This is a genomic window from Ruminococcus sp. B05 (assembly GCF_003628495.1).
GTDB classification, from domain to species: Bacteria; Bacillota; Clostridia; order Lachnospirales; family Lachnospiraceae; genus Schaedlerella; species Schaedlerella hominis.
Map to the genome: position 1 here is coordinate 38,042 of NZ_RBZR01000014.1, position 19,725 is coordinate 57,766.

Here is a 19,725-nt window from a genome sequence, read left to right on the forward strand (position 1 = left end):
TTTCACAAAGTTTGTTGGTTTTTCGCCCTTGTTGAGAATGAGAGTTACTGTTCACAGTACCTGTGAACAGCAACGAATGAGATATTTATATGTCCGGTTTAGTAATTGAGATCTTTTTTCCACGTTCGGTTATAGTGATAGTTGTGATTACTTTGTACGCACCAGATTCGTTTACTTCTTTTCTGGCATCGGTCTCCGATAAATTCTCTTCGCACATTTTTTGCAATACTTGTTGGTCTGTATCATATTTACTTTCATCCCATTGAATTTTGACTACTTCTTTAGATTGCATGTCTAAATAAAATTTCAGATATACAATCGTATCTAAAGTTGCTTTATTTTCAGAATTTGTATTGGATTCATAGCTGACTTGTGTATTATAAGAAGATGTATATAATGCAACGTTTTTTTCATTTAACTTTTCTTTTCCTTCATATTTATATTTTAAATTATGAGCAGTATACATCTGATTTAATTTTACACCTTTACTTTTTGGAGTCCATAAATATTGTCCACTGCCGGTTTCACCGGATCGAATTTGCATACGTTGATATATTGCTCCATTCTCTTCATAAGAATAGATTTTACTTAATGCAGATCCATTAGAAACACATGTCTCTATTCCAACGTATGGTTCAGCGGTGATTGTTCCCTCCCAAATTATTTCAGCTTTTTCATTGTTAAATTCGGATGAAACAGTTTTGGTATACATGTAGTTTTCGCTTGCAAGATTATTAATTATTTCTTTGGCGGCATTGTTTTGTACTTGCACCTTAACAAAGTAAAGAAGGATTATGCTAATTACAATTATGGCGATAGTTATAATAATTCTTTTTTTCTTCATAAGCCACTTCCCTTCCAACGTAATGAATCAATTATATGTTTATAAGACTGTAAATGATACATTTACTTTACCGCAGTCAGCTTTAGAAATCAATCTGAAAGTTCCATTTGAATATGACATATGATAATATTGTTATCAATATTTTTAGCAACAGTTATGCGATTATTTCTTGGATTGTTCTGCAAATCTTATCTATTAAAAAAGTAAAATGAAAAGTTGACACAGCCGTACGGCTAATAATATAATAATATCATATTATTTAGCCGTATGGCATAATAAATTAAAGATATAAAATATTTAGTCGCACGGCATATAAAGGAGAAAATATGAAAATAACAGATTCAAAATCATTAGGCCAAGCTATTCGTGAAAGAAGAAAAGAATTAAGCTATACGCAAGTTTACTTATCGGATTTCACAGGCCTTTCGGTGACTTTTATTTCTGATGTGGAACGTGGAAAACCAACAGCTGAGATTGAAAAAACTATCCAGTTGATAAACACTTTGGGATTAGATTTATTAGTAGAGCGACGAGGATAAGGATATGAGAAAATTATTCATAAATATCCTGTACCGAAATTCGATACAAATTAAATAATAAAAAAAGGTGAGCAGAAAGTGGAAACGAGAGAATTGGTGGACTTATTGCTAAAACGATTTGAAATAGAATCGGAGAAAAATGACAGAGGTGGCATTTATGCTTATACACAGCGTAAGTTGGCTTATAATTCAAACAAGATTGAAGGAAGCACATTAACAGAGAAACAGACAGCATCTATTTTTGAGACTGGAACAATTACAGCAGATGGTACAATCTTTCGAATCAAAGATATTGAGGAAACGACAGGACATTTTACAATGTTTAATCATATGCTGAAAACGTATGATAAAACACTGAGTCAGACATTGATTAAAGAGTATCACTATTATCTGAAAGCAGGAGTATTTGAGGATCTGGCGAATGGTTATCCGGTCGGGGAATATAAAAATAGAATGAATACTGTTTCGGATATAGAACCCTCTCTTCCTGCATGTGTAGAAGATGATATGCAGGAGTTATTAGAATCCTATAATGCAAAAGAAAATCATAGCATTGAAGATATTGCTGTACTCCATGCAAAATTTGAAAAAATACATCCTTTTCAAGATGGAAATGGACGGGTTGGAAGAATCATTGTATTTAGGGAATGTTTGAAGAACCGGATTGCTCCGGTTATTATAGAAGATACAAGAAAAGCAGAATATTATGAGTGCTTAAATGTCGCACAGCAACAAGGAGAATATGAAAAATTGTTTTCTTTCTTCAAGAGCGAGCAGGAAGAATATAAAAAGCTTATGGAAGGGTTTATTGTTCCGGTGCCGGAAGTAAAACCTAAAAAAATAAAAAATACGGCACCACGAATTTAGATAGTTGTACCGAAATTCGGTACACAGAGACACAAGAAAAGGAGAGAATGAGAAATGAAAAGAAGAATAGTCGCAGTTATGTTAGCAGCCTTGTTTGTTTCTACATCAGTAGTTGGATGTGGAGAGAACAAAACAACAGAAAGTAAAAAAGTTCAGACAACAACTGTAGCAACAACAAAGAAAGCAACATCAAATCATGACGCTATCAAAAAATATATTGAAAAAGCGGATAAGATTGTAATTGTAAAAGATGCAAAAAATCTGGATATGGAAAAAGCCGTAAGCAGCATGGTAACAGAAAGCCAAAAAGATAACGTAGAATCTGTCACAGTGGACGATAGCAAAGTGGACTCAACCAAGGCAGGAACATATCCGCTTACAATTACAGTGAAACTGAAAGATGAAACTGCTGATCAGAAAGAAGAGACAACAACCGATAATAAGCAGGAAAGTGACAAGAATACCATCAAAGATACAGTAGATGTCACTGTAGCAGATAAAGATAAAGCGGATGATCTGCTTAATAATGGTTCGGCAGTTGTTGGAGATGATAGTAAAGTAGAAGTAAAAGACGATAAAGAAGTTGCTTCAAACGATACAAAGAAAGAAGAAACAGATAAGAAAAAAGAAGAGACTACAAAGAAAGAGGATACTTCAAAGAAGGATGATTCTAAGAAAGAGGAGACAAAGAAAGATACTTCAAGTAAAACAGAAAGCTCTTCTTCCGATAAAAAGCAGGATAATACAACCAATACTGCAACACCATCACAGCCTGCAGCTTCAAAACCTGCAGCTTCGAAACCAGCTGAAACAAAACCTTCAACATCAAAGCCGTCAACAAATACAAACAGTGGAAATAATCAAGGAAATTCTACACAAAAACCTTCAAAGCCGGCACATCAGCATAACTATGTAGCACAGACACATGTGGTACATCATGAAGCAACCGGACACAACGAACAGTATGTAGTGCAGGCTGCATGGGATGAAACAGTAACTACATACGAAGATTATGCATGGGAATGTTGCAACGTATGTGGAGCAGATTGTACAGCAGATCCAAGTGAACACATGTACCAACATGCAATAAAGTATGAAGGTGGCGGATGGCATACAGAATATGGCACACGCCCAGTAACAACAACAGTACATCATGATGCAGTCTATGGAACCCGTTGGGTGCAGGATAGTGCAGCATGGGATGAAACCGTAGTGGATGGATATGTTTGCTCTTGTGGAGCAAGAAAATAAGAAATTGAATGTAGTTCCAGATGACTTGAAAAAATGGGCAGGAAAAGGAAGAACATTGATGGATGACTTGGAGAATTATGCTTTGCACAACTGTGACAATAGTAGTGTTTGCAGGATTCTATGCAGTTGTGTATGATATAAAACATTGCAGGTTAATAGTATGTTGCGATGAATAGTTCGAGAAAATAAGGAGAAATAAAAGAGATGTTAGTATGTGATTACATAGTAGAAGCAATTGATGGTGATTACGCACATTTGCGAAGAGTGGATAAACCGGAAGATGACTTAAAGTTAGTTGCCAGAGCATTGCTGCCGGAGAATATTGTAGAAGGTGGAAGGTTGCATTATGAAATGATGCAGTATATGATAGTATGAGTTGCTATTTAGTTCATTAAGTGGCTATTTAGTTCACGATGGCCTCTAAGCAAGAAAAGACTATGCACTCCAGCTCAGCTTCGTCGGGCAAGCCCGACTCCAATTCGCTGGATTGCATAGTCTTTTTCTTGCTTTGTGGTGTACTGTGATCGAAATAGGTGGAGTGATGACGAAAATTTACTTTTCTGGTGTCTGATGTATCTATATCCTGGGTTTATTTGCTTGTACAGATGCCTTTGTGGCAACCATTGTATCTGCACTGGCTTAATGTTCGCTGTTGCAGATGCTCTTTTTGTAATTGTTGTATCTGCACTGCCTTGATATTCATTGTTGCAGATACTTTTTTTGAGACCGATGTATCTGCAACTTACTTTTCTTTAAACTTGCAGATGCTTTTCAGCCTATCCATGTAAATTTCATCTGCATCTTGCCTTATCTGGGATTTAAAGATACTTCCTTCGCAAATTTTATATCTACATCCCACGTTTTCGATAACGTGAGGATGCTTCTCATTGAAATTCTGCATCCTCAACTTGCCATTTCAATGCTTTGCGGATACTCCTCATCAACATTTTGCATCTTTAATTCCAGAAAACCTATTACCACAGATATAGTCACTCAATATCCTTTAAGTTCAAATTCATTTGCTTTTAGCAAAAATTTACGCTCTTATGTGTCTCCTGCTCATGGAATCTGAGTAAGAATTCTTATATCAATTTTTGTAAAGAACGTATTGCCATTTAATGAACTAAATAGAAACTGATTCTTATCTCTTGCAATCACAGAAGCACATATGTTAAACTACCTACAAAGCATATTTCTATATGAATTCTAAGGTGTAACACACCATCTATAATCTAATCACAATTCAGAAATCTATGCTTTAATACCAAAAACAAAAGTAAAAAAGCAGAGGAGGACTGAACGTAATTAGAAAATAGGAAGAGTCCTCCTGCAAAGGAAAGGGAGGAACCAAAGACGAAACGACAAAATAAAGTAAAACCAGACACGATACTGAAGGCATTCTGGCGGAACAATGATCGATTTGCTGATTTATTTAATACTGTATTATTTAATGGCAAACAAGTATTAAAACCGGAAGAGTTAGTAGAGGCGGATACAGACCTTTCATCGCTTCTGAAAATCAATGGTCACGCAGAAACAATTCAGAAAGTATTTGATGTTGTGAAAAAGACAGCATGTGGTGTAGATTTCATAATCTGGGGACTTGAGAATCAGGACAACGTGCATTATGCAATGCCATTGCGACATATGTTAAATGATTCACTTACATACTTGAAAGAATGTAATGAAATCATTGCCGTGAATCGCAAAGAGAAGCGGTTAAAGACACCCGGTGAATTTTTATCCGGATTAAAGAAAGAAGACCGCTTACATCCAATGATAAGTATCTGTGTTTATTATGGTGAAGACGATTGGGATGGACCATTGAGTCTTATCGACATGCTGAATATTCCAGAAGAATTAAAGTCTATAGTTGCAGACTATAAGATGAATCTTGTACAGGTAAAGAACAGTGAAAATTTACATTTTCAAAATCAAGATATAAATACTGTATTTGATCTTGTTCGTTCCATTTATAAGCAAGATTATGCAGAAATTAATAAACGCTACAAAAATAAACCGATTGATACAGAACTGGCATTGGTAATTGGTTCAGTTACCAAGTCACAGAAAATTATTGATCAGGCATTAAAATCAGAAAGTGAGGGAGAACAGATGCAGATGTGTAAAGGATTACAAGCATTAGAAGAAAGAGGCAGGCAAGCTGGACGAACAGAGGGATTTGAATCTGGTCAAAAAGAACTTTTTAAACAATTAGTTCATAAAAAACTTGCAAAAGGAAAGAGTGTCGAAGCAATAGCTGATGAATTAGAGGAAGACGTGGAAGCAATCCAACCGATTATTGATGAAATTTTATCAGAAAAGCAGGATTAAAGTTGCTATTTAGTTCACTGGGTGGGGATGCGTTCCTTACAAAAAATTGATATAAGAATTCTTGCTCAGATTCCATGAGCGGGAGACACATAAGAGCGTGTATTTTTGCTAAAAGCAAATGAATTTGAACTCAAACTTACTGCTACGCAGCTTCGAACACGTTCGTTCAAAAGTAAATCCATCATCGCTCCACCTATTTCGATCACAGTACACCACAAAGCAAGAAAAAGACTATGCAATCCAGCGAATTGGAGTCGGGCTTGCCCGACGAAGCTGAGCAGGAGTGCATAGTCTTTTTCTTGCCTGGGGCTGTCGTGAACTAAATAGCCATCCAGTGAACTAAATAGCAACTTAATGAACTAAATAGAAAGCACCCAGTAAACCACCCCCAGTGCCCAACTTGTAACCACGCCATACAGCAGTACAGGTCCGGCAATTGTAAAAATCTTCGCCCCGATTCCAAAAACCTGGCCTTCTTTCTTATATTCAATCGCCGGGGCGGCAACAGAATTTGCAAATCCGGTTATTGGGACGAGTGCCCCGGCACCACCCCAATTTGCAATCTTGGAATACACGTTTAGTCCGGTCAGGATAACACTGAATAGAACAAGAACTATAGCAGTCCAGGCACCACAATCTTTTTCAGATAAGCCCAGAGTCTTACAATAGTTTGAAATCAGCTGTCCGAGGGTGCAGATGCTTCCACCGGTTAAAAAGGCTTTGAGCATATTTGTCCAGACATTATGGACGGGGGTATGTTGTTTTACATAATCCTGATATTGCTTTTCTTTTATCTGTTTTTCTAATGGAGTCATAAAGAAGTCCTTCTTTCTACTAAATTTCTAATGATATTCTTACCAATAGCATTTACAAATCCAAACAATTCTATGCACGAATATATTTTGCAGAAGAGAGGAAAACTAAGGCAAAGAAAGAGAATAAATAACTAAAAAAACAAAATGAAGTGAATAACTTCAGGAAACGAGGGTGACGATTTGGAGAAAGAAATGTTGATTTGTGGAAAGCAGAGCATCCGTTTTCGGAAAGCACCTTATATTATAAGTGCAGCGTCTGTAGTCGGCTCAAAAGAATTTGCAGGGCCACTTGGAAAACGTTTTGATTTTCATGCGGAAGATGATTTGTTTGGAGGAAAAACATGGGAAGAAGCGGAGAGTAATATGCAGCGGAAGGCTTGTATACTTGCTTTGCAAAAGGTAAATATGAATGAATCGCAGATACGATATTTGTATGGTGGAGATTTGCTAAGACAGGGGATTGCCACTTCGATGGGAACGGAAAGTCTGCAGATTCCTACATTTGGATTGTATGGAGCATGTTCTACATCGGGGGAAGCACTGGCGCTTAGCTCAATGGCAGTGGCGGCAGGATACGGAGAGGCTATGCTGGCTGTAACCTCGAGTCATTTTGGAAGTGCAGAAAAAGAATTTCGTTTTCCGCTTGGGTATGCAAGTCAAAGACCATTGTCTGCACATTGGACTGTGACAGGGAGCGGCGCTTTTATTGTTGCCAAAGATGCATCCATAAGTCACGTGCGGATTAGTGGCGTGACGATTGGAAAAATTGTAGATTATGGATTGAAAGATTCACAGAATATGGGAGCGTGTATGGCTCCGGCAGCCATGGATACAATTTTAATGAATCTAAAGGATTTTGAGCAGCAGGCAGAAGATTACGACCGGATCATTACAGGAGATTTAGGAGCTGTGGGACAAAAGCTATTGTTAGATATGATTTATAAAAAAGGTGTAGATTTGCAGGAAAAACATTTGGACTGTGGGATGCTTATATTTGATGCAAAGGAGCAGGATACACATGCAGGAGGAAGCGGGTGCGGATGTGCGGCAGTCACGCTTGCGTCCTATATTTTACCAAAGATAGAAAAAGGAGAATGGAAACGAATCCTATTCGTACCGACAGGAGCATTGATGTCGACAGTCAGTTTTAATGAAGGCGCAAGTGTGCCGGGAATTGCACATGGAATTGTATTGGAGCATTGTAATTAAAAAGCGAGGAGAAAAGATATGGACTATATTAACGCATTTTGGGTAGGAGGCGCAATCTGCGCATTGGTTCAAATATTGATGGACCGCACGAAAATGATGCCGGGAAGGATTATGGTACTTTTAGTCTGCAGTGGTGCAGTACTTGGATTTTGTAATTTATACGAACCATTTCAAACATTTGCCGGGGCCGGGGCAAGCGTTCCGCTGCTTGGATTTGGAAATACATTATGGCAAGGCGTAAAAGAGGCTGTTGAAAAAAACGGACTGCTTGGATGTTTCCAGGGAGGATTTACCGCAGGGGCGGCAGGTACAGCGGCGGCGCTGATATTCGGCTACATTGCATCCTGGATTTTTGAGCCTAAGATGAAAAAGTAAAACATTTTTACACAGATTTAACAAACATCCATTTTTACATTTTACAAGACCCCAGTATTATACGACATGTAAACAAAATATAGCTTAAAAAACAAGGAGATATTTGTAAAAATGAAAATGAACAAATTAGTTGCAGTATTAGCAGTAGTAGGAATGACAGGAGTTATGATGGCAGGATGCGGAAGCAGCTCAGCTGCAGCAAATACAGATTCTGATGCAGCATCACAGGAGCAGGCAAGTGACTGGGACAGCTCAAATGATATTTCAATTGTATCAAGAGAAGATGGTTCAGGTACAAGAGGAGCATTTATCGAGTTATTGGGAATTGAAGAAAAACAGGGTGATCAGAAAGTTGATATGACAACTGAAGACGCACAGATTACAAATAATACATCCGTTATGTTAACAACAGTTGCAAAAGATGATTACGCTATTGGGTATGTATCACTTGGTTCTTTGGATGACAGTGTAAAGGCATTGAAAATCGATGGAGCAGAAGCAACAGAAGAAAACATCAAAAATGGCAGCTACAAAGTATCAAGACCATTTAACATCGCAACAAAAGGTGACCCGACAAATGAAGTTGCAAAAGATTTCATTGACTATATCCTGAGCAAAGACGGACAGCAGGTAATCTCAGACAACGGTTACATTTCAAACGATGATGCAGCAGATTACGCCAAAACAGCTCCTTCGGGAAAATGTGTAGTAGGTGGTTCTTCATCTGTATCACCGGTAATGGAAAAACTGATTGAGGCTTATAAAAAAGTAAATCCAAATGCAGAAATCGAACTTCAGACATCAGATTCTACAACAGGTATGACATCTACAATCGAGGGAAGCTATGATATCGGTATGGCATCTCGAGAACTGAAAGATTCAGAGACATCAGAAGGATTGAAAGCAACAGTAATCGCAACAGATGGTATTGCAGTAATCGTAAACAACAATAACCCGGCAGATGAACTGTCAAGTGAGCAGGTAAAAGAAATCTACACAGGTTCATACACAACATGGGATGAGGTCGCAGAATAATATGAAATCAAAAGCATGGATTGAGAAATTCATGCAGGGAGTGTTCTTTGTTGCCGCTTGTGCTTCGGTGCTGGCGGTAGCACTCATTTGTATCTTTCTTTTCGCAAATGGAATCCCTGCAATGAAGGAAATCGGATTTGGTAAATTCATAAGCGGAACAATGTGGAAACCGAAAAATGAAATATTTGGAATCTTCCCAATGATTATCGGAAGTATTTATGTGACTGCAGGTGCGATCATTATCGGTGTTCCGATTGGAATTCTGACCTCCGTATTTATGGCAAAATATTGTCCGAAACAAATTTACAGACCATTGAAAATGGCAACAGAGCTTCTGGCAGGAATCCCTTCCGTTGTATATGGATTTTTCGGAATGGTAGTATTGGTTCCGTTGATTAGAGATTTTGGAAGAACACTGAAAGGTGCAGGAGTGGTTCACTCATCCGGAAATGGAAGCAGTATATTGACTGCGTCGATCCTTCTTGGCATGATGATCCTTCCGACGATTATCGGAACAACAGAAGCTGCGATCAGAGCAGTACCATCACAGTATTATGAAGGTTCGCTTGCTTTGGGAGCAACAAAAGAAAGAAGCATTTTCAGAGTTATGATCCCGGCTGCTAAATCCGGTGTCATCGCAGGAATTGTTCTTGGTATTGGACGTGCAATCGGTGAGACAATGGCTGTGATTATGGTAGCAGGAAATCAGGCTAGAATGCCGGAAGGGATTCTCAAGGGAGTGCGAACCTTGACAGCAAACATTGTAATCGAAATGGGATATGCCACAGATCTTCACAGAGAGGCATTGATCGCAACAGGCGTTGTACTTTTCGTATTTATTTTGATCATTAACTTTAGTGTAGCATTGTTGAATAGGGGGAAAGATCGTGAGTAAAGAAGCTAATAATACAACATTTACGGATAAGATGAAGATGTATCTGGCACATCCGGGGTCTATGATTCTGATGCTTCTTGTTATGCTCTCAGCAATTATCACATTTACGGTATTGATTTTCCTGATTGCATATATTTTGGTTCATGGAGTCCCTTATATTAAACCTTCACTGTTTTCACTGCATTACACATCGGAAAATGCATCTTTGATGCCGGCACTTATCAATACAATCATTATGACTTTTCTTTCATTACTGATCGCAGTGCCATTTGGGATTTTTGCAGCAGTATTCTTGGTTGAATATGCAAAACGTGGAAATAAATTTATGGACGTAATCCGACTGACGACAGAGACATTATCAGGTATCCCATCTATCGTTTACGGATTGTTCGGAATGTTATTTTTTGTAAATACATTAGGCTGGGGCTTCTCATTGATCGCAGGAGCATTTACATTGGCAATTATGATTCTTCCATTGATCATGCGTCAGACAGAGGAATCGTTAAAATCGGTACCGGATTCATTTCGTGAAGGAAGCTTTGGTTTAGGTGCAGGAAAACTTCGTACCGTATTCCGTATCGTACTTCCGTCAGCCGTACCGGGAATACTGGCAGGTGTGATTCTGGCAATCGGCCGTATCGTAGGTGAGACAGCAGCACTTATGTATACTGCCGGAACAGTGGCAAAGGTGCCGAGCAGTATCTTTGGTTCAGGACGTACACTGGCTGTACATATGTATAACCTGTCAAGTGAAGGTCTGTATATGAATCAGGCATACGCGACAGCAGTAATCTTGCTGATACTGGTAGTCGGTATCAATACATTATCAGGCGTGATCGCAAAACGTCTTGCGAAAGCATAAGAAAGGAAAGAACAATGTCAAAATTAAGTATTCAGAATATTGATCTATATTACGGTGATTTTAAAGCACTTAAGAATATCAATATGGAAATCGAAGAAAATAAAATCACCGCATTTATCGGACCAAGTGGATGCGGTAAGTCTACATTGCTCAAATCCATCAACAGAATGAATGATCTTGTGGAAGGATGCAGAATTGAAGGAGATATCCTCTTAGATGGAAAGAGCGTGTTTAAAGGAATGGATGTCAATCTTTTAAGACGCCGTGTCGGTATGGTATTTCAGAAGCCAAATCCATTTCCAATGAGCATTTACGACAATATTGCGTATGGCCCTCGTACTCATGGAATCCGTTCAAAAGCAAAGCTTGATGATATTGTGGAAAAATCATTGAGAAATGCGGCAATCTGGGATGAATGTAAAGACAGATTAAAGAAAAGTGCACTTGGTATGTCCGGTGGACAGCAGCAGAGATTGTGCATTGCCAGAGCACTGGCAGTAGAGCCGGAAGTCCTTCTGATGGACGAACCGACTTCGGCACTGGACCCGATTTCTACATCTAAGATTGAAGACCTTGCACTGGAATTGAAAAAAGATTATACTATCGTTATGGTAACGCATAATATGCAACAGGCAGTACGTATATCGGATAACACTGCATTTTTCCTTCTTGGAGAAGTTGTAGAATACAATGAGACAGAAAAATTATTCTCTATTCCGTCAGATAAGAGAACAGAAGATTATATTACAGGGAGGTTTGGTTGATTTATGCGTAATCGATTTGACAGACAGTTACAATTATTGGAAGAAGAACTTACTCACATGGGTGAGCTTTGTGAGGTTGCTATCGCCAACGCAACAAATGCATTGACAGAAGGAGATTTGGAGCAGGCACAGGCAGTGATCGAAGCTGATGAAGAGATTGATCAGCTGGAAAAAGAGATTGAAGGTCTGTGTATGAAATTATTACTTCAGCAGCAGCCGGTAGCAAGAGATCTGCGTAGGATTTCAGCAGCGCTTAAGATGATCACAGATATGGAGAGAATCGGAGACCAGACTTCTGATATCGCAGAGATCGTAATCTCAACAAGAAGAAATACCCCAACGCAGCTGAAGAAGTTAAACGAGATGTCTGTAGCAGCAAGTAAGATGGTGCGTGACAGCGTGACAGCTTATGTTGAGAAGGACCTTGAGCTTGCAAGAAAAGTAATGCTTGAAGATGATACTGTAGACCAGTATTTTGATGAGATCCGCGAAGAGCTGATAGCATTCATCAAAGAAGAACAAGGAAACAAAGGTAAAGAGATTTTTGACTTGATCATGATCGCTAAATATTTGGAGCGAATTGGAGATCATGCAACTAATATTGCAGAGTGGGTTGAATTTTCTATTACAGGAAGCCATAGAAGCGGGGTTGCTTAGAGGGACGGGGGTGCTGGTTGGTGCCGGGGTGCCGGTTGGGGACGGGGTTTAGTGAGCCATTGGGGACGGGGTTTAGTGGCTTTTTTACAAAAGAGCCACTAAACCCCGTCCCCAATGGCTCACTAAACCCCGTCCCCACCGGCACCCCGGCACCCCCACCAGCACCCCCCTCAACAATCAAAAAAGAAGGGAGCTTGCGATGATTTATTGCGTAGAAGATGATGATAACATTCGCGAACTGGTAGTCTATACATTGGAATCAACAGGATTGGAAGCAAAAGGGTTTGCGGAGGGCAGATCCTTTTTGGAGGCTCTGGCGTTTGATACACCAGAGCTCGTTTTGCTGGATATCATGCTTCCGGGAGAAGACGGAATGCAGATCCTGCGTAGACTGAAAAGTTCGTCAAAAACAAAAGATATTCCGGTCATTATGGTGACTGCGAAGGGAACAGAATACGACAAGGTAATAGGACTTGATTCCGGAGCAGACGATTATGTGACAAAACCATTTGGCATGATGGAGCTTGTCTCAAGAATCAAAGCTGTCTTGCGTCGTACCGGAAGAACAAAGACAGTTACTTCTGAACTTGAGATAAATGGAGTGAGGATGGATCTGAAAAAACATGAAGTTACAGCAGATGGTAAGACAATTGTTCTGACATTAAAAGAATTTGAGCTGTTAGAGAAATTGATGAAGAATCAAAATATCGTGCTGACCAGAGACCAGCTTCTCACAGATATCTGGGGGTATGATTTTGATGGTGAGACAAGAACGGTAGACGTACATATTCGAACACTCAGACAGAAGCTTGGAGAGTACGGATCGATGATAGAAACAATTCGAGGAGTGGGATATCGCATTGGAGAAACGAATGAGAGATAAGATTCAAAAAAGTATGATTTTTATCTTGGCAATAACCATTATTATTTCATATGGATTTGTTTCCTTTTTTGTATATAATCAAAGTCTGGGGATTTTGGAAACAGATGTGTGCCAGGAAGCAAAGTATATTGAAAAAGCAATAGAGATTACCGGGACACAATATCTGGAAGAACTCGATGAAGTAGATGCAAGGACCCGCATCACAAGGATTGCACAAGACGGAAAGGTACTTTATGATTCCAGGGGTGATGAAAGTACACTTGATAATCACAAAGACCGAGTGGAAGTACGTGAAGCATTGAAAAATGGAGTCGGTGAGGATATCCGTATGTCTGATACCGTTGGAAAAGAACTCTATTATTATGCAGTCCTTTTAGATGATGGCACAGTCCTTCGTGTGGCAAGAAATATGGACAGTCTGATAAGCACGGCAATTCAGATATTTCCTGTGATGGCAGTGATCGCGGCAATCGTGCTTGCATTTGTATATATACTCGGCAGATGGCAGACAGCAAGACTCATTCGTCCGATCAATGAACTGGATATAGAGCATCCTCTGGATAATGAAATTTATGAGGAGCTGGATCCGCTTCTAGAGGCAATCGATAAACAGAACAAAGAAAAAGATGCAGTGGCAAATATGAGAAAAGAATTCTCGGCAAATGTTTCCCATGAGCTAAAGACACCGCTGACTTCAATATCCGGTTATGCAGAAATTATGAAAAATGGACTTGTAAAACCGGAAGATATCCAAAACTTTTCCGAGCGCATTTACAAAGAAGCAAGAAGGCTTATCACCCTTGTAGAAGATATCATCAAACTGTCAAAACTTGATGAAGAATCCGTAGAGTTAGAGAAAGAAGAAGTCAATCTGTATGATATGACGAGGGAAATCGTAAGCCGCCTTTCTATGCAGTCATCTGCAAAGCATGTCAGGATGATTTTGGAAGGAGAGTCAGTGACTTATACAGGTATCCGTCAGATATTAGATGAGATGATTTATAACATTTGCGAGAATGCAATAAAATACAATCGTCCCGGAGGAAGCGTGAGCATTTGGGTTGGTAATACACTGGAAGGTCCAAAGGTAAGCGTAACGGATACAGGAATCGGAATACCAGAGGAACATCTGGAGAGAGTTTTCGAAAGATTCTACAGGGTTGACAAAAGCCATTCCAAAGAAATCGGAGGAACAGGACTGGGGCTTTCTATTGTAAAACATGGAGCATTGCTTCATCAGGCAAAGGTATCCGTAGATAGTACAGTCGGGGAAGGAACACGGATTTCCATAGTGTTTTCTAAGAATAAATAAAATCAATTTGACAATTTACCATATCAAAGTTATAATAACGAAGAACAAGGGCGTTTTCTAAAGGTAGAGAACGCCCATTTTTCACTTTATAGGAAATTTGAAGCGGACTTGTCCGTTTCATTTCTAATATTGAAGTATGTTTGGAGGGTTCGATAATGCACAACTATACACGTGAAGATATTCTAAAAATGGTAGAGGAAGAAGATGTAGGGTTTATCCGTCTGCAATTTACAGACATTTATGGAACGATAAAAAACATGGCAATCACTGTCAGTCAGTTGGAAAAAGCACTGGATAACAGATGCGTATTTGATGGTTCATCGGTAGAAGGATTCGCAGAACTCGGTGAAGCAGATATGTATTTATATCCGGATCTGAATACATTTGAGATTTTTCCATGGAGGCCACAACAAGGAAAAGTTGCACGTATGATCTGTGATGTGCATTATCCGGATGGAAGACCATTTGAACTGGATCCGCGTTATATATTGAAGAAGGTTGTAAAAGAAGCTGAAGAAATGGGGTATACGCTCAAAGCAAGTCCGGAGTGCGAATTTTTCCTTTTCCACACAGACGAGGATGGAATTCCGACAACGATCACACATGAGCAGGGAAGCTCATTTGATGTAGGACCATTGGACCTTGGAGAAAATGCAAGACGAGACATGGTTTTGACATTGGAAGATATGGGATTTAACGTAGAAACATCACATCATGAGCTGGCTCCGGCACAGCATGAAATTGATTTTCATTATGACGATGCACTTTCAACGGCAGACAATATCGTTACATTTCGTATGGTAGTAAAAACCATTGCAAAGAGACATGGCCTGCATGCGACATTTATGCCGAAACCAAAAATCGAGACAGCCGGTTCAGGAATGCATATGAATCTGTCACTCTGGAAAGACGGCAAAAACATTTTCAGGGATGATACAGATAAAAATGGTATGAGTCAGGAAGGATATCAGTTTATGGGTGGAATTCTGGAACATATCAAGGCAATCACTTGCATTACCAATCCGACGGTTAATTCTTACAAGCGTTTTGTGCCGGGGTATGAAGCACCGGTCTATATTACCTGGTCAGGCAAATCACGTTCACCGCTTATCCGGATTCCGGCTATGCGAGGAGAACATACGAGACTGGAGCTTAGAAGTCCGGACCCTTCGGCAAATCCTTATCTGGCACTGGCTGTGCTTCTGGCAGCAGGTCTGGATGGAATTAAAAACAGCATCAAGCCGATGGGAAGCATAGATTTAAACGCACAGAAAATGACAGATGAGCAACGCGCTTCACTGCACATTGACATGCTGCCACAGAGCCTTCCGGAAGCTGTAAATGAACTGGAACAGGATTCATTTATCAAAGATGTGCTTGGAAGAGAATTATCAACAAAGATGATCGATTCGCATAAAAAAGCATATCATGAATATTGCATGCAAGTTACAGATTGGGAAATTGCAAATTATCTACACAAAATCTGATCCCGCTTTCAAAGGTAACAAAGTAGTACTGTTTTGTTTATTACAGTATGGGATGCAGGAGGTGTAGAATATGAACGAAATTATTGTAGCATTTCCTAAAAAAGAAATTGCAATTAATATTCGAAATATCCTTGTGCGTGGTGGGATTGATGTATATGGAGTATGCACGACTGGGGCGCAGGTGCTTCATATAGCAGATACATTGGATGAAGGAATCATAATCTGCGGATACCGTATGCAGGATATGATGTACACAGATATCCGAGAGTATCTTCCGAAAGAATTTGAAATATTGTTGGTGACATCTCCCGATAAATGGAGTGATGGGAGTGTACAGGGTGTTATCGGATTATCAATGCCGATAAAAGTACATGATTTAATAAATACGGTGGAAATGATGCTGCAAAATATGAGGAGGCGAAGGAAAAAACGTCATGAAGCTGCAAAACAGCGCAGTCCGGAAGAAAAAGCATTAATTGCGAAGGCAAAGTCTCTTTTGATGGAACGAAATAATATGACAGAAGAAGAGGCACATCGATATTTACAAAAAAGCAGTATGGATAGCGGGACCAATATGTTGGAAACCGCGCAGATGGTTTTAACAATTATGGATGAATAAGAGAGGTAACTGGTTATGGAATTTACAAAAATGCAAGGATTAGGCAATGATTATGTCTATGTAAATTGTTTTAAAGAAAAAATAGAAAACCCATCTGAGATGGCAGTCAAAGTAAGCGACCGCCATTTCGGAATCGGCTCAGACGGACTGATTTTGATCAAACCATCCGAAGTAGCTGATTTTGAAATGGAAATGTACAATGCAGACGGTTCACGTGGGGAAATGTGCGGAAATGGAATCCGATGTGTAGCAAAATATGTCTACGACTATGGTCTGACAGATAAAACAAGCATTTCAGTAGAGACGCTTGGCGGAATAAAATACCTTGACCTGACAGTAGAACATGGAAAAGTTACACTCGTAAAAGTCGATATGGGAACCCCGATTTTAAAACCGGAATTAATTCCAATCGTTGCAAAAGGCGAGACTGTGATCGACGAACCAATCATGGTTGGAGGGAAAGAATACCATATGACAGGAGTATCTATGGGAAATCCTCATGATGTGGTATTTATGGATGATATAAAAAATCTGGAAATAGAAAAGATAGGACCATTATTTGAAAATCATGAAAGATTTCCAAATCGAATAAATACAGAATTTGTAAATGTAATAGACCGTCATACAGCTCAAATGAGAGTATGGGAAAGAGGCTCGGGAGAAACACTGGCATGCGGAACAGGTGCCTGTGCAGTTGCAGTTGCCTGCATCTTAAATGGACTGACAGAAAATACTGTGACAGTAAAATTGTTAGGCGGGGACCTTCAAATTGAATGGGACCGCGAAAAAAATACTGTCTACATGACCGGCCCTGCAGAAGTCTCATTTGACGGAGTGTGGAAAGAAAAATAGGGAGGAACCCAATAATGTTTAAAGTAAATGAAAATTATTTAAAATTACCAGGAAGTTATCTGTTTTCAACAATAGGAAAAAAAGTTGCTGCATTTAGCGAGGCAAATCCGGATAAATCAATCATCCGACTTGGAATTGGTGATGTTACACAGCCACTTGCACCGGCAATCATCGATTCCCTTCATAAAGCAGTAGATGAAATGGCACATGCAGAGACATTTCACGGATATGCACCAGACCTCGGATACGAATTTTTAAGAAGTGCGATGGCAAAAAATGATTATCAGGCTCGCGGATGCGATATCGCAGCTGACGAAGTATTTATTTCTGACGGAGCAAAATGTGATTCCGGAAACATTCAGGAAATCTTTAGCATCGACAATAAAATCGCAGTGTGTGACCCGGTATATCCTGTATATGTGGATACAAATGTTATGGCAGGAAGAACAGGAGTCTATGATCCAACAAAGGAAACATGGAGTGATGTAATTTATATGCCATGTACTGAAGCGACAAACTTTGCACCAGAGCTTCCAAAAGAAACACCGGATATCATTTATCTTTGCTTTCCAAATAATCCGACAGGCTCTACAATCACAAAAGCACAGCTGCAGGAATGGGTTGACTATGCAAATAAAGTAGGTGCAGTTATCATCTATGATGCAGCTTATGAAGCATACATTTCAGAAGATGACGTGCCACATACAATCTACGAATGCGAAGGCGCAAGAACATGTGCGATCGAGCTTCGAAGCTTTTCAAAAAATGCCGGATTTACAGGAGTACGTCTTGGTGCAACTATTATTCCAAAAGATGTAAAATGCGGCGATGTGACATTACATTCACTGTGGGCAAGACGTCATGGAACAAAATATAACGGTGCTCCATACATTGTGCAGAGAGCCGGTGAAGCTGTATATTCTGAAGAAGGAAAGGCACAACTTAAAGCACAGATCGCATATTATATGAACAATGCAAAAGTAATTTCACAGGGATTAAAAGATGCAGGATATACTGTATCAGGCGGGGTAAATGCTCCATATATCTGGTTGAAAACACCGGACAATATGACTTCCTGGGAATTCTTTGATTATCTTCTTGAAAATGCAAATGTAGTCGGAACTCCGGGTTCAGGCTTTGGACCAAGCGGAGAAGGATACTTCAGACTGACTGCATTTGGAAGCTATGAAAATACAGTGGCTGCGATTGAGCGGATTAAGAAGATGTAGGTTGCTATTTAATTCACGAAGTGGCAATACGTTCCTTACAAAAAATTGATATAAGAATTCTTGCTCAGATTCCATGAGCGGGAGACACATAAGAGCGTAAATTTTTGCTAAAAGCAAATGAATTTTAACTCAAACTTGCTGCTATGCAGCTTCAAACACGTTCGTTCAAATCCATTAACGCAAAAATTTACGCTCTAAGTGTCACCAACGCTCATTTCATATTCGCTCGGATTTCTTATATCAATTTTTTTGTAAGTAATGTATTGGCTCAAGTTGAGAAGTAAATAGCAAGAAAGGATATTGGGGAAGATATCTGAGATAATGGATTTTGGGGAATTGAAGATGTACAATTTCGGTGGGGAGTATCTGCCAGTTATGGAAAGGGCAAGTTGAGGATGCACAATTTCTGCGGGGTGTATCCGCCAGTTATAGAAAGGGCAGGTTGAAGATGCGTAATTTCAATGGGAAGCATCTTCACGTTATAGAAAACGTGGGGTGCAGATGCAAAATTTGCAAAGGAAGCATCCTCAGGTTTTAGAAAAGGCAAGATGCAGATGCAATTGTACATGATAGGCAGGATTAAAAGTATCTGCAAGCTCAAAGAAGAGCAAGTTGCAGATTACATTGGTCAAGAAAAGAGCATCTGCAACAGCGAATATCAAGCCTTGCAGATACAACAATTACAAAAAAGTTATCTACAACAGCGAATATTAAGTCAGTGCAGATACAACGATTACCACAAAGATATCTACAACACTGAATAAGCGAGATGTGTAGATACATGAGGTGCCAGTGCTTGTCCAGTAAAGCTTTCTGCTTTTTAAATCATTAGATTTGCGATAACGTACTGAGAAAAAATATTGGATATGAATTTCTGTGAATACGAAGGAAGCGAT

The 19,725-nt window shown here is 39.4% G+C and carries 20 protein-coding genes; 18 read left to right on the forward strand and 2 right to left on the reverse strand.

The genetic code is table 11. From position 1 onward, the window contains the following. Positions 1-85: 85 nt before the first annotated feature. Positions 86-844: a hypothetical protein gene (locus D8Q48_RS10940; protein WP_118688582.1), complete on the reverse strand. Its 759-nt coding sequence runs from the start codon at positions 842-844 to the stop codon at positions 86-88. 326 nt (positions 845-1,170) lie between these two features. Here D8Q48_RS10940 and D8Q48_RS10945 point away from each other — a divergent pair, with 326 nt between their 5' ends. The 5 genes from D8Q48_RS10945 (at position 1,171) to D8Q48_RS10965 (ending at position 5,835) form a co-directional block, all read left to right on the forward strand. Further along, positions 1,171-1,383 (forward strand): helix-turn-helix domain-containing protein, encoded by a 213-nt coding sequence (locus D8Q48_RS10945; RefSeq protein WP_118688581.1) that lies wholly within the window; start codon positions 1,171-1,173, stop codon positions 1,381-1,383. Between the two features lie 78 nt (positions 1,384-1,461). Then, positions 1,462-2,250 carry a Fic family protein gene (locus D8Q48_RS10950; RefSeq protein WP_121056478.1) on the forward strand — a complete coding sequence of 263 codons (789 nt, stop codon included), beginning with the start codon at positions 1,462-1,464 and terminating at the stop codon, positions 2,248-2,250. 54 nt (positions 2,251-2,304) lie between these two features. Next, positions 2,305-3,501: a hypothetical protein gene (locus tag D8Q48_RS10955; protein WP_121056479.1), complete on the forward strand. Its 1,197-nt coding sequence runs from the start codon at positions 2,305-2,307 to the stop codon at positions 3,499-3,501. Positions 3,502-3,705: 204 nt separating this feature from the next. Beyond that, positions 3,706-3,876 (forward strand): chorismate--pyruvate lyase, encoded by a 171-nt coding sequence (locus D8Q48_RS10960; RefSeq protein WP_117992185.1) that lies wholly within the window; start codon positions 3,706-3,708, stop codon positions 3,874-3,876. 1,185 nt (positions 3,877-5,061) lie between these two features. Beyond that, entirely contained in the window at positions 5,062-5,835 is a 774-nt protein-coding gene (locus tag D8Q48_RS10965) for an Rpn family recombination-promoting nuclease/putative transposase (protein ID WP_243116283.1), read from the forward strand. A gap of 359 nt (positions 5,836-6,194) precedes the next feature. Here D8Q48_RS10965 and spoVAC read toward each other — a convergent pair whose 3' ends face one another. Beyond that, positions 6,195-6,650 carry a stage V sporulation protein AC gene (gene spoVAC / locus D8Q48_RS10970; RefSeq protein WP_117992183.1) on the reverse strand — a complete coding sequence of 152 codons (456 nt, stop codon included), beginning with the start codon at positions 6,648-6,650 and terminating at the stop codon, positions 6,195-6,197. Positions 6,651-6,830: 180 nt separating this feature from the next. On the opposite strand from spoVAC, the gene D8Q48_RS10975 reads away from it, so the two are divergent. The 13 genes from D8Q48_RS10975 (at position 6,831) to D8Q48_RS11035 (ending at position 18,829) form a co-directional block, all read left to right on the forward strand. After that, complete coding sequence (locus D8Q48_RS10975) at positions 6,831-7,859, forward strand: stage V sporulation protein AD (protein WP_330514638.1); 1,029 nt, start codon at positions 6,831-6,833, stop codon at positions 7,857-7,859. An 18-nt stretch (positions 7,860-7,877) separates the two neighbouring features. Continuing rightward, the gene (locus D8Q48_RS10980; RefSeq protein WP_022074590.1) at positions 7,878-8,234 is read left to right on the forward strand and encodes a SpoVA/SpoVAEb family sporulation membrane protein; all 357 of its coding nucleotides are present in this window, start codon (positions 7,878-7,880) and stop codon (positions 8,232-8,234) included. A 111-nt stretch (positions 8,235-8,345) separates the two neighbouring features. Then, on the forward strand, positions 8,346-9,269 hold the full coding sequence (locus tag D8Q48_RS10985) for a substrate-binding domain-containing protein (protein ID WP_121056480.1): 924 nt from the start codon (positions 8,346-8,348) through the stop codon (positions 9,267-9,269). Position 9,270: 1 nt separating this feature from the next. Beyond that, complete coding sequence (gene pstC, locus D8Q48_RS10990; protein ID WP_117992181.1) at positions 9,271-10,164, forward strand: phosphate ABC transporter permease subunit PstC; 894 nt, start codon at positions 9,271-9,273, stop codon at positions 10,162-10,164. A gap of 31 nt (positions 10,165-10,195) precedes the next feature. Further along, positions 10,196-11,026, forward strand: coding sequence for a phosphate ABC transporter permease PstA (gene pstA / locus D8Q48_RS10995; RefSeq protein WP_121056501.1), 831 nt, complete (start codon positions 10,196-10,198; stop codon positions 11,024-11,026). Between the two features lie 14 nt (positions 11,027-11,040). Then, entirely contained in the window at positions 11,041-11,790 is a 750-nt protein-coding gene (gene pstB, locus D8Q48_RS11000; RefSeq protein ID WP_117992180.1) for a phosphate ABC transporter ATP-binding protein PstB, read from the forward strand. Between the two features lie 3 nt (positions 11,791-11,793). Then, positions 11,794-12,447 (forward strand): phosphate signaling complex protein PhoU, encoded by a 654-nt coding sequence (gene phoU, locus D8Q48_RS11005; protein WP_118689139.1) that lies wholly within the window; start codon positions 11,794-11,796, stop codon positions 12,445-12,447. Positions 12,448-12,646: 199 nt separating this feature from the next. Then, the gene (locus D8Q48_RS11010; RefSeq protein WP_121056481.1) at positions 12,647-13,330 is read left to right on the forward strand and encodes a response regulator transcription factor; all 684 of its coding nucleotides are present in this window, start codon (positions 12,647-12,649) and stop codon (positions 13,328-13,330) included. Further along, positions 13,320-14,642: an ATP-binding protein gene (locus D8Q48_RS11015; RefSeq protein ID WP_118724332.1), complete on the forward strand. Its 1,323-nt coding sequence runs from the start codon at positions 13,320-13,322 to the stop codon at positions 14,640-14,642. Before D8Q48_RS11010 ends, D8Q48_RS11015 begins: the two co-directional genes overlap by 11 nt. A 155-nt stretch (positions 14,643-14,797) precedes the next feature. Beyond that, positions 14,798-16,129, forward strand: a complete 1,332-nt coding sequence (gene glnA / locus D8Q48_RS11020) for a type I glutamate--ammonia ligase (protein ID WP_121056482.1) — start codon at positions 14,798-14,800, stop codon at positions 16,127-16,129. Between the two features lie 70 nt (positions 16,130-16,199). Further along, on the forward strand, positions 16,200-16,748 hold the full coding sequence (locus tag D8Q48_RS11025) for an ANTAR domain-containing protein (protein ID WP_121056483.1): 549 nt from the start codon (positions 16,200-16,202) through the stop codon (positions 16,746-16,748). 15 nt (positions 16,749-16,763) lie between these two features. Next, complete coding sequence (gene dapF, locus D8Q48_RS11030) at positions 16,764-17,600, forward strand: diaminopimelate epimerase (RefSeq protein ID WP_022074992.1); 837 nt, start codon at positions 16,764-16,766, stop codon at positions 17,598-17,600. Positions 17,601-17,614: 14 nt separating this feature from the next. Further along, positions 17,615-18,829, forward strand: a complete 1,215-nt coding sequence (locus tag D8Q48_RS11035) for an LL-diaminopimelate aminotransferase (RefSeq protein WP_121056484.1) — start codon at positions 17,615-17,617, stop codon at positions 18,827-18,829. Positions 18,830-19,725 lie beyond the last annotated feature (896 nt).

Coding starts and splice junctions, on each gene's coding strand:
- D8Q48_RS10985 (WP_121056480.1), top strand. CDS start 8,346: ATGAAAATGAACAAATTAGTTGCAGTATTAGCAGTAGTAGGAATGACA.
- pstB (WP_117992180.1), top strand. CDS start 11,041: ATGTCAAAATTAAGTATTCAGAATATTGATCTATATTACGGTGATTTT.
- D8Q48_RS10945 (WP_118688581.1), top strand. CDS start 1,171: ATGAAAATAACAGATTCAAAATCATTAGGCCAAGCTATTCGTGAAAGA.
- phoU (WP_118689139.1), top strand. CDS start 11,794: ATGCGTAATCGATTTGACAGACAGTTACAATTATTGGAAGAAGAACTT.
- D8Q48_RS11015 (WP_118724332.1), top strand. CDS start 13,320: ATGAGAGATAAGATTCAAAAAAGTATGATTTTTATCTTGGCAATAACC.
- pstC (WP_117992181.1), top strand. CDS start 9,271: ATGAAATCAAAAGCATGGATTGAGAAATTCATGCAGGGAGTGTTCTTT.
- D8Q48_RS10955 (WP_121056479.1), top strand. CDS start 2,305: ATGAAAAGAAGAATAGTCGCAGTTATGTTAGCAGCCTTGTTTGTTTCT.
- D8Q48_RS11035 (WP_121056484.1), top strand. CDS start 17,615: ATGTTTAAAGTAAATGAAAATTATTTAAAATTACCAGGAAGTTATCTG.
- glnA (WP_121056482.1), top strand. CDS start 14,798: ATGCACAACTATACACGTGAAGATATTCTAAAAATGGTAGAGGAAGAA.
- D8Q48_RS10960 (WP_117992185.1), top strand. CDS start 3,706: ATGTTAGTATGTGATTACATAGTAGAAGCAATTGATGGTGATTACGCA.
- D8Q48_RS11010 (WP_121056481.1), top strand. CDS start 12,647: ATGATTTATTGCGTAGAAGATGATGATAACATTCGCGAACTGGTAGTC.
- D8Q48_RS11025 (WP_121056483.1), top strand. CDS start 16,200: ATGAACGAAATTATTGTAGCATTTCCTAAAAAAGAAATTGCAATTAAT.
- spoVAC (WP_117992183.1), bottom strand. CDS start 6,650: ATGACTCCATTAGAAAAACAGATAAAAGAAAAGCAATATCAGGATTAT.
- D8Q48_RS10980 (WP_022074590.1), top strand. CDS start 7,878: ATGGACTATATTAACGCATTTTGGGTAGGAGGCGCAATCTGCGCATTG.
- D8Q48_RS10940 (WP_118688582.1), bottom strand. CDS start 844: ATGAAGAAAAAAAGAATTATTATAACTATCGCCATAATTGTAATTAGC.
- dapF (WP_022074992.1), top strand. CDS start 16,764: ATGGAATTTACAAAAATGCAAGGATTAGGCAATGATTATGTCTATGTA.
- pstA (WP_121056501.1), top strand. CDS start 10,196: ATGAAGATGTATCTGGCACATCCGGGGTCTATGATTCTGATGCTTCTT.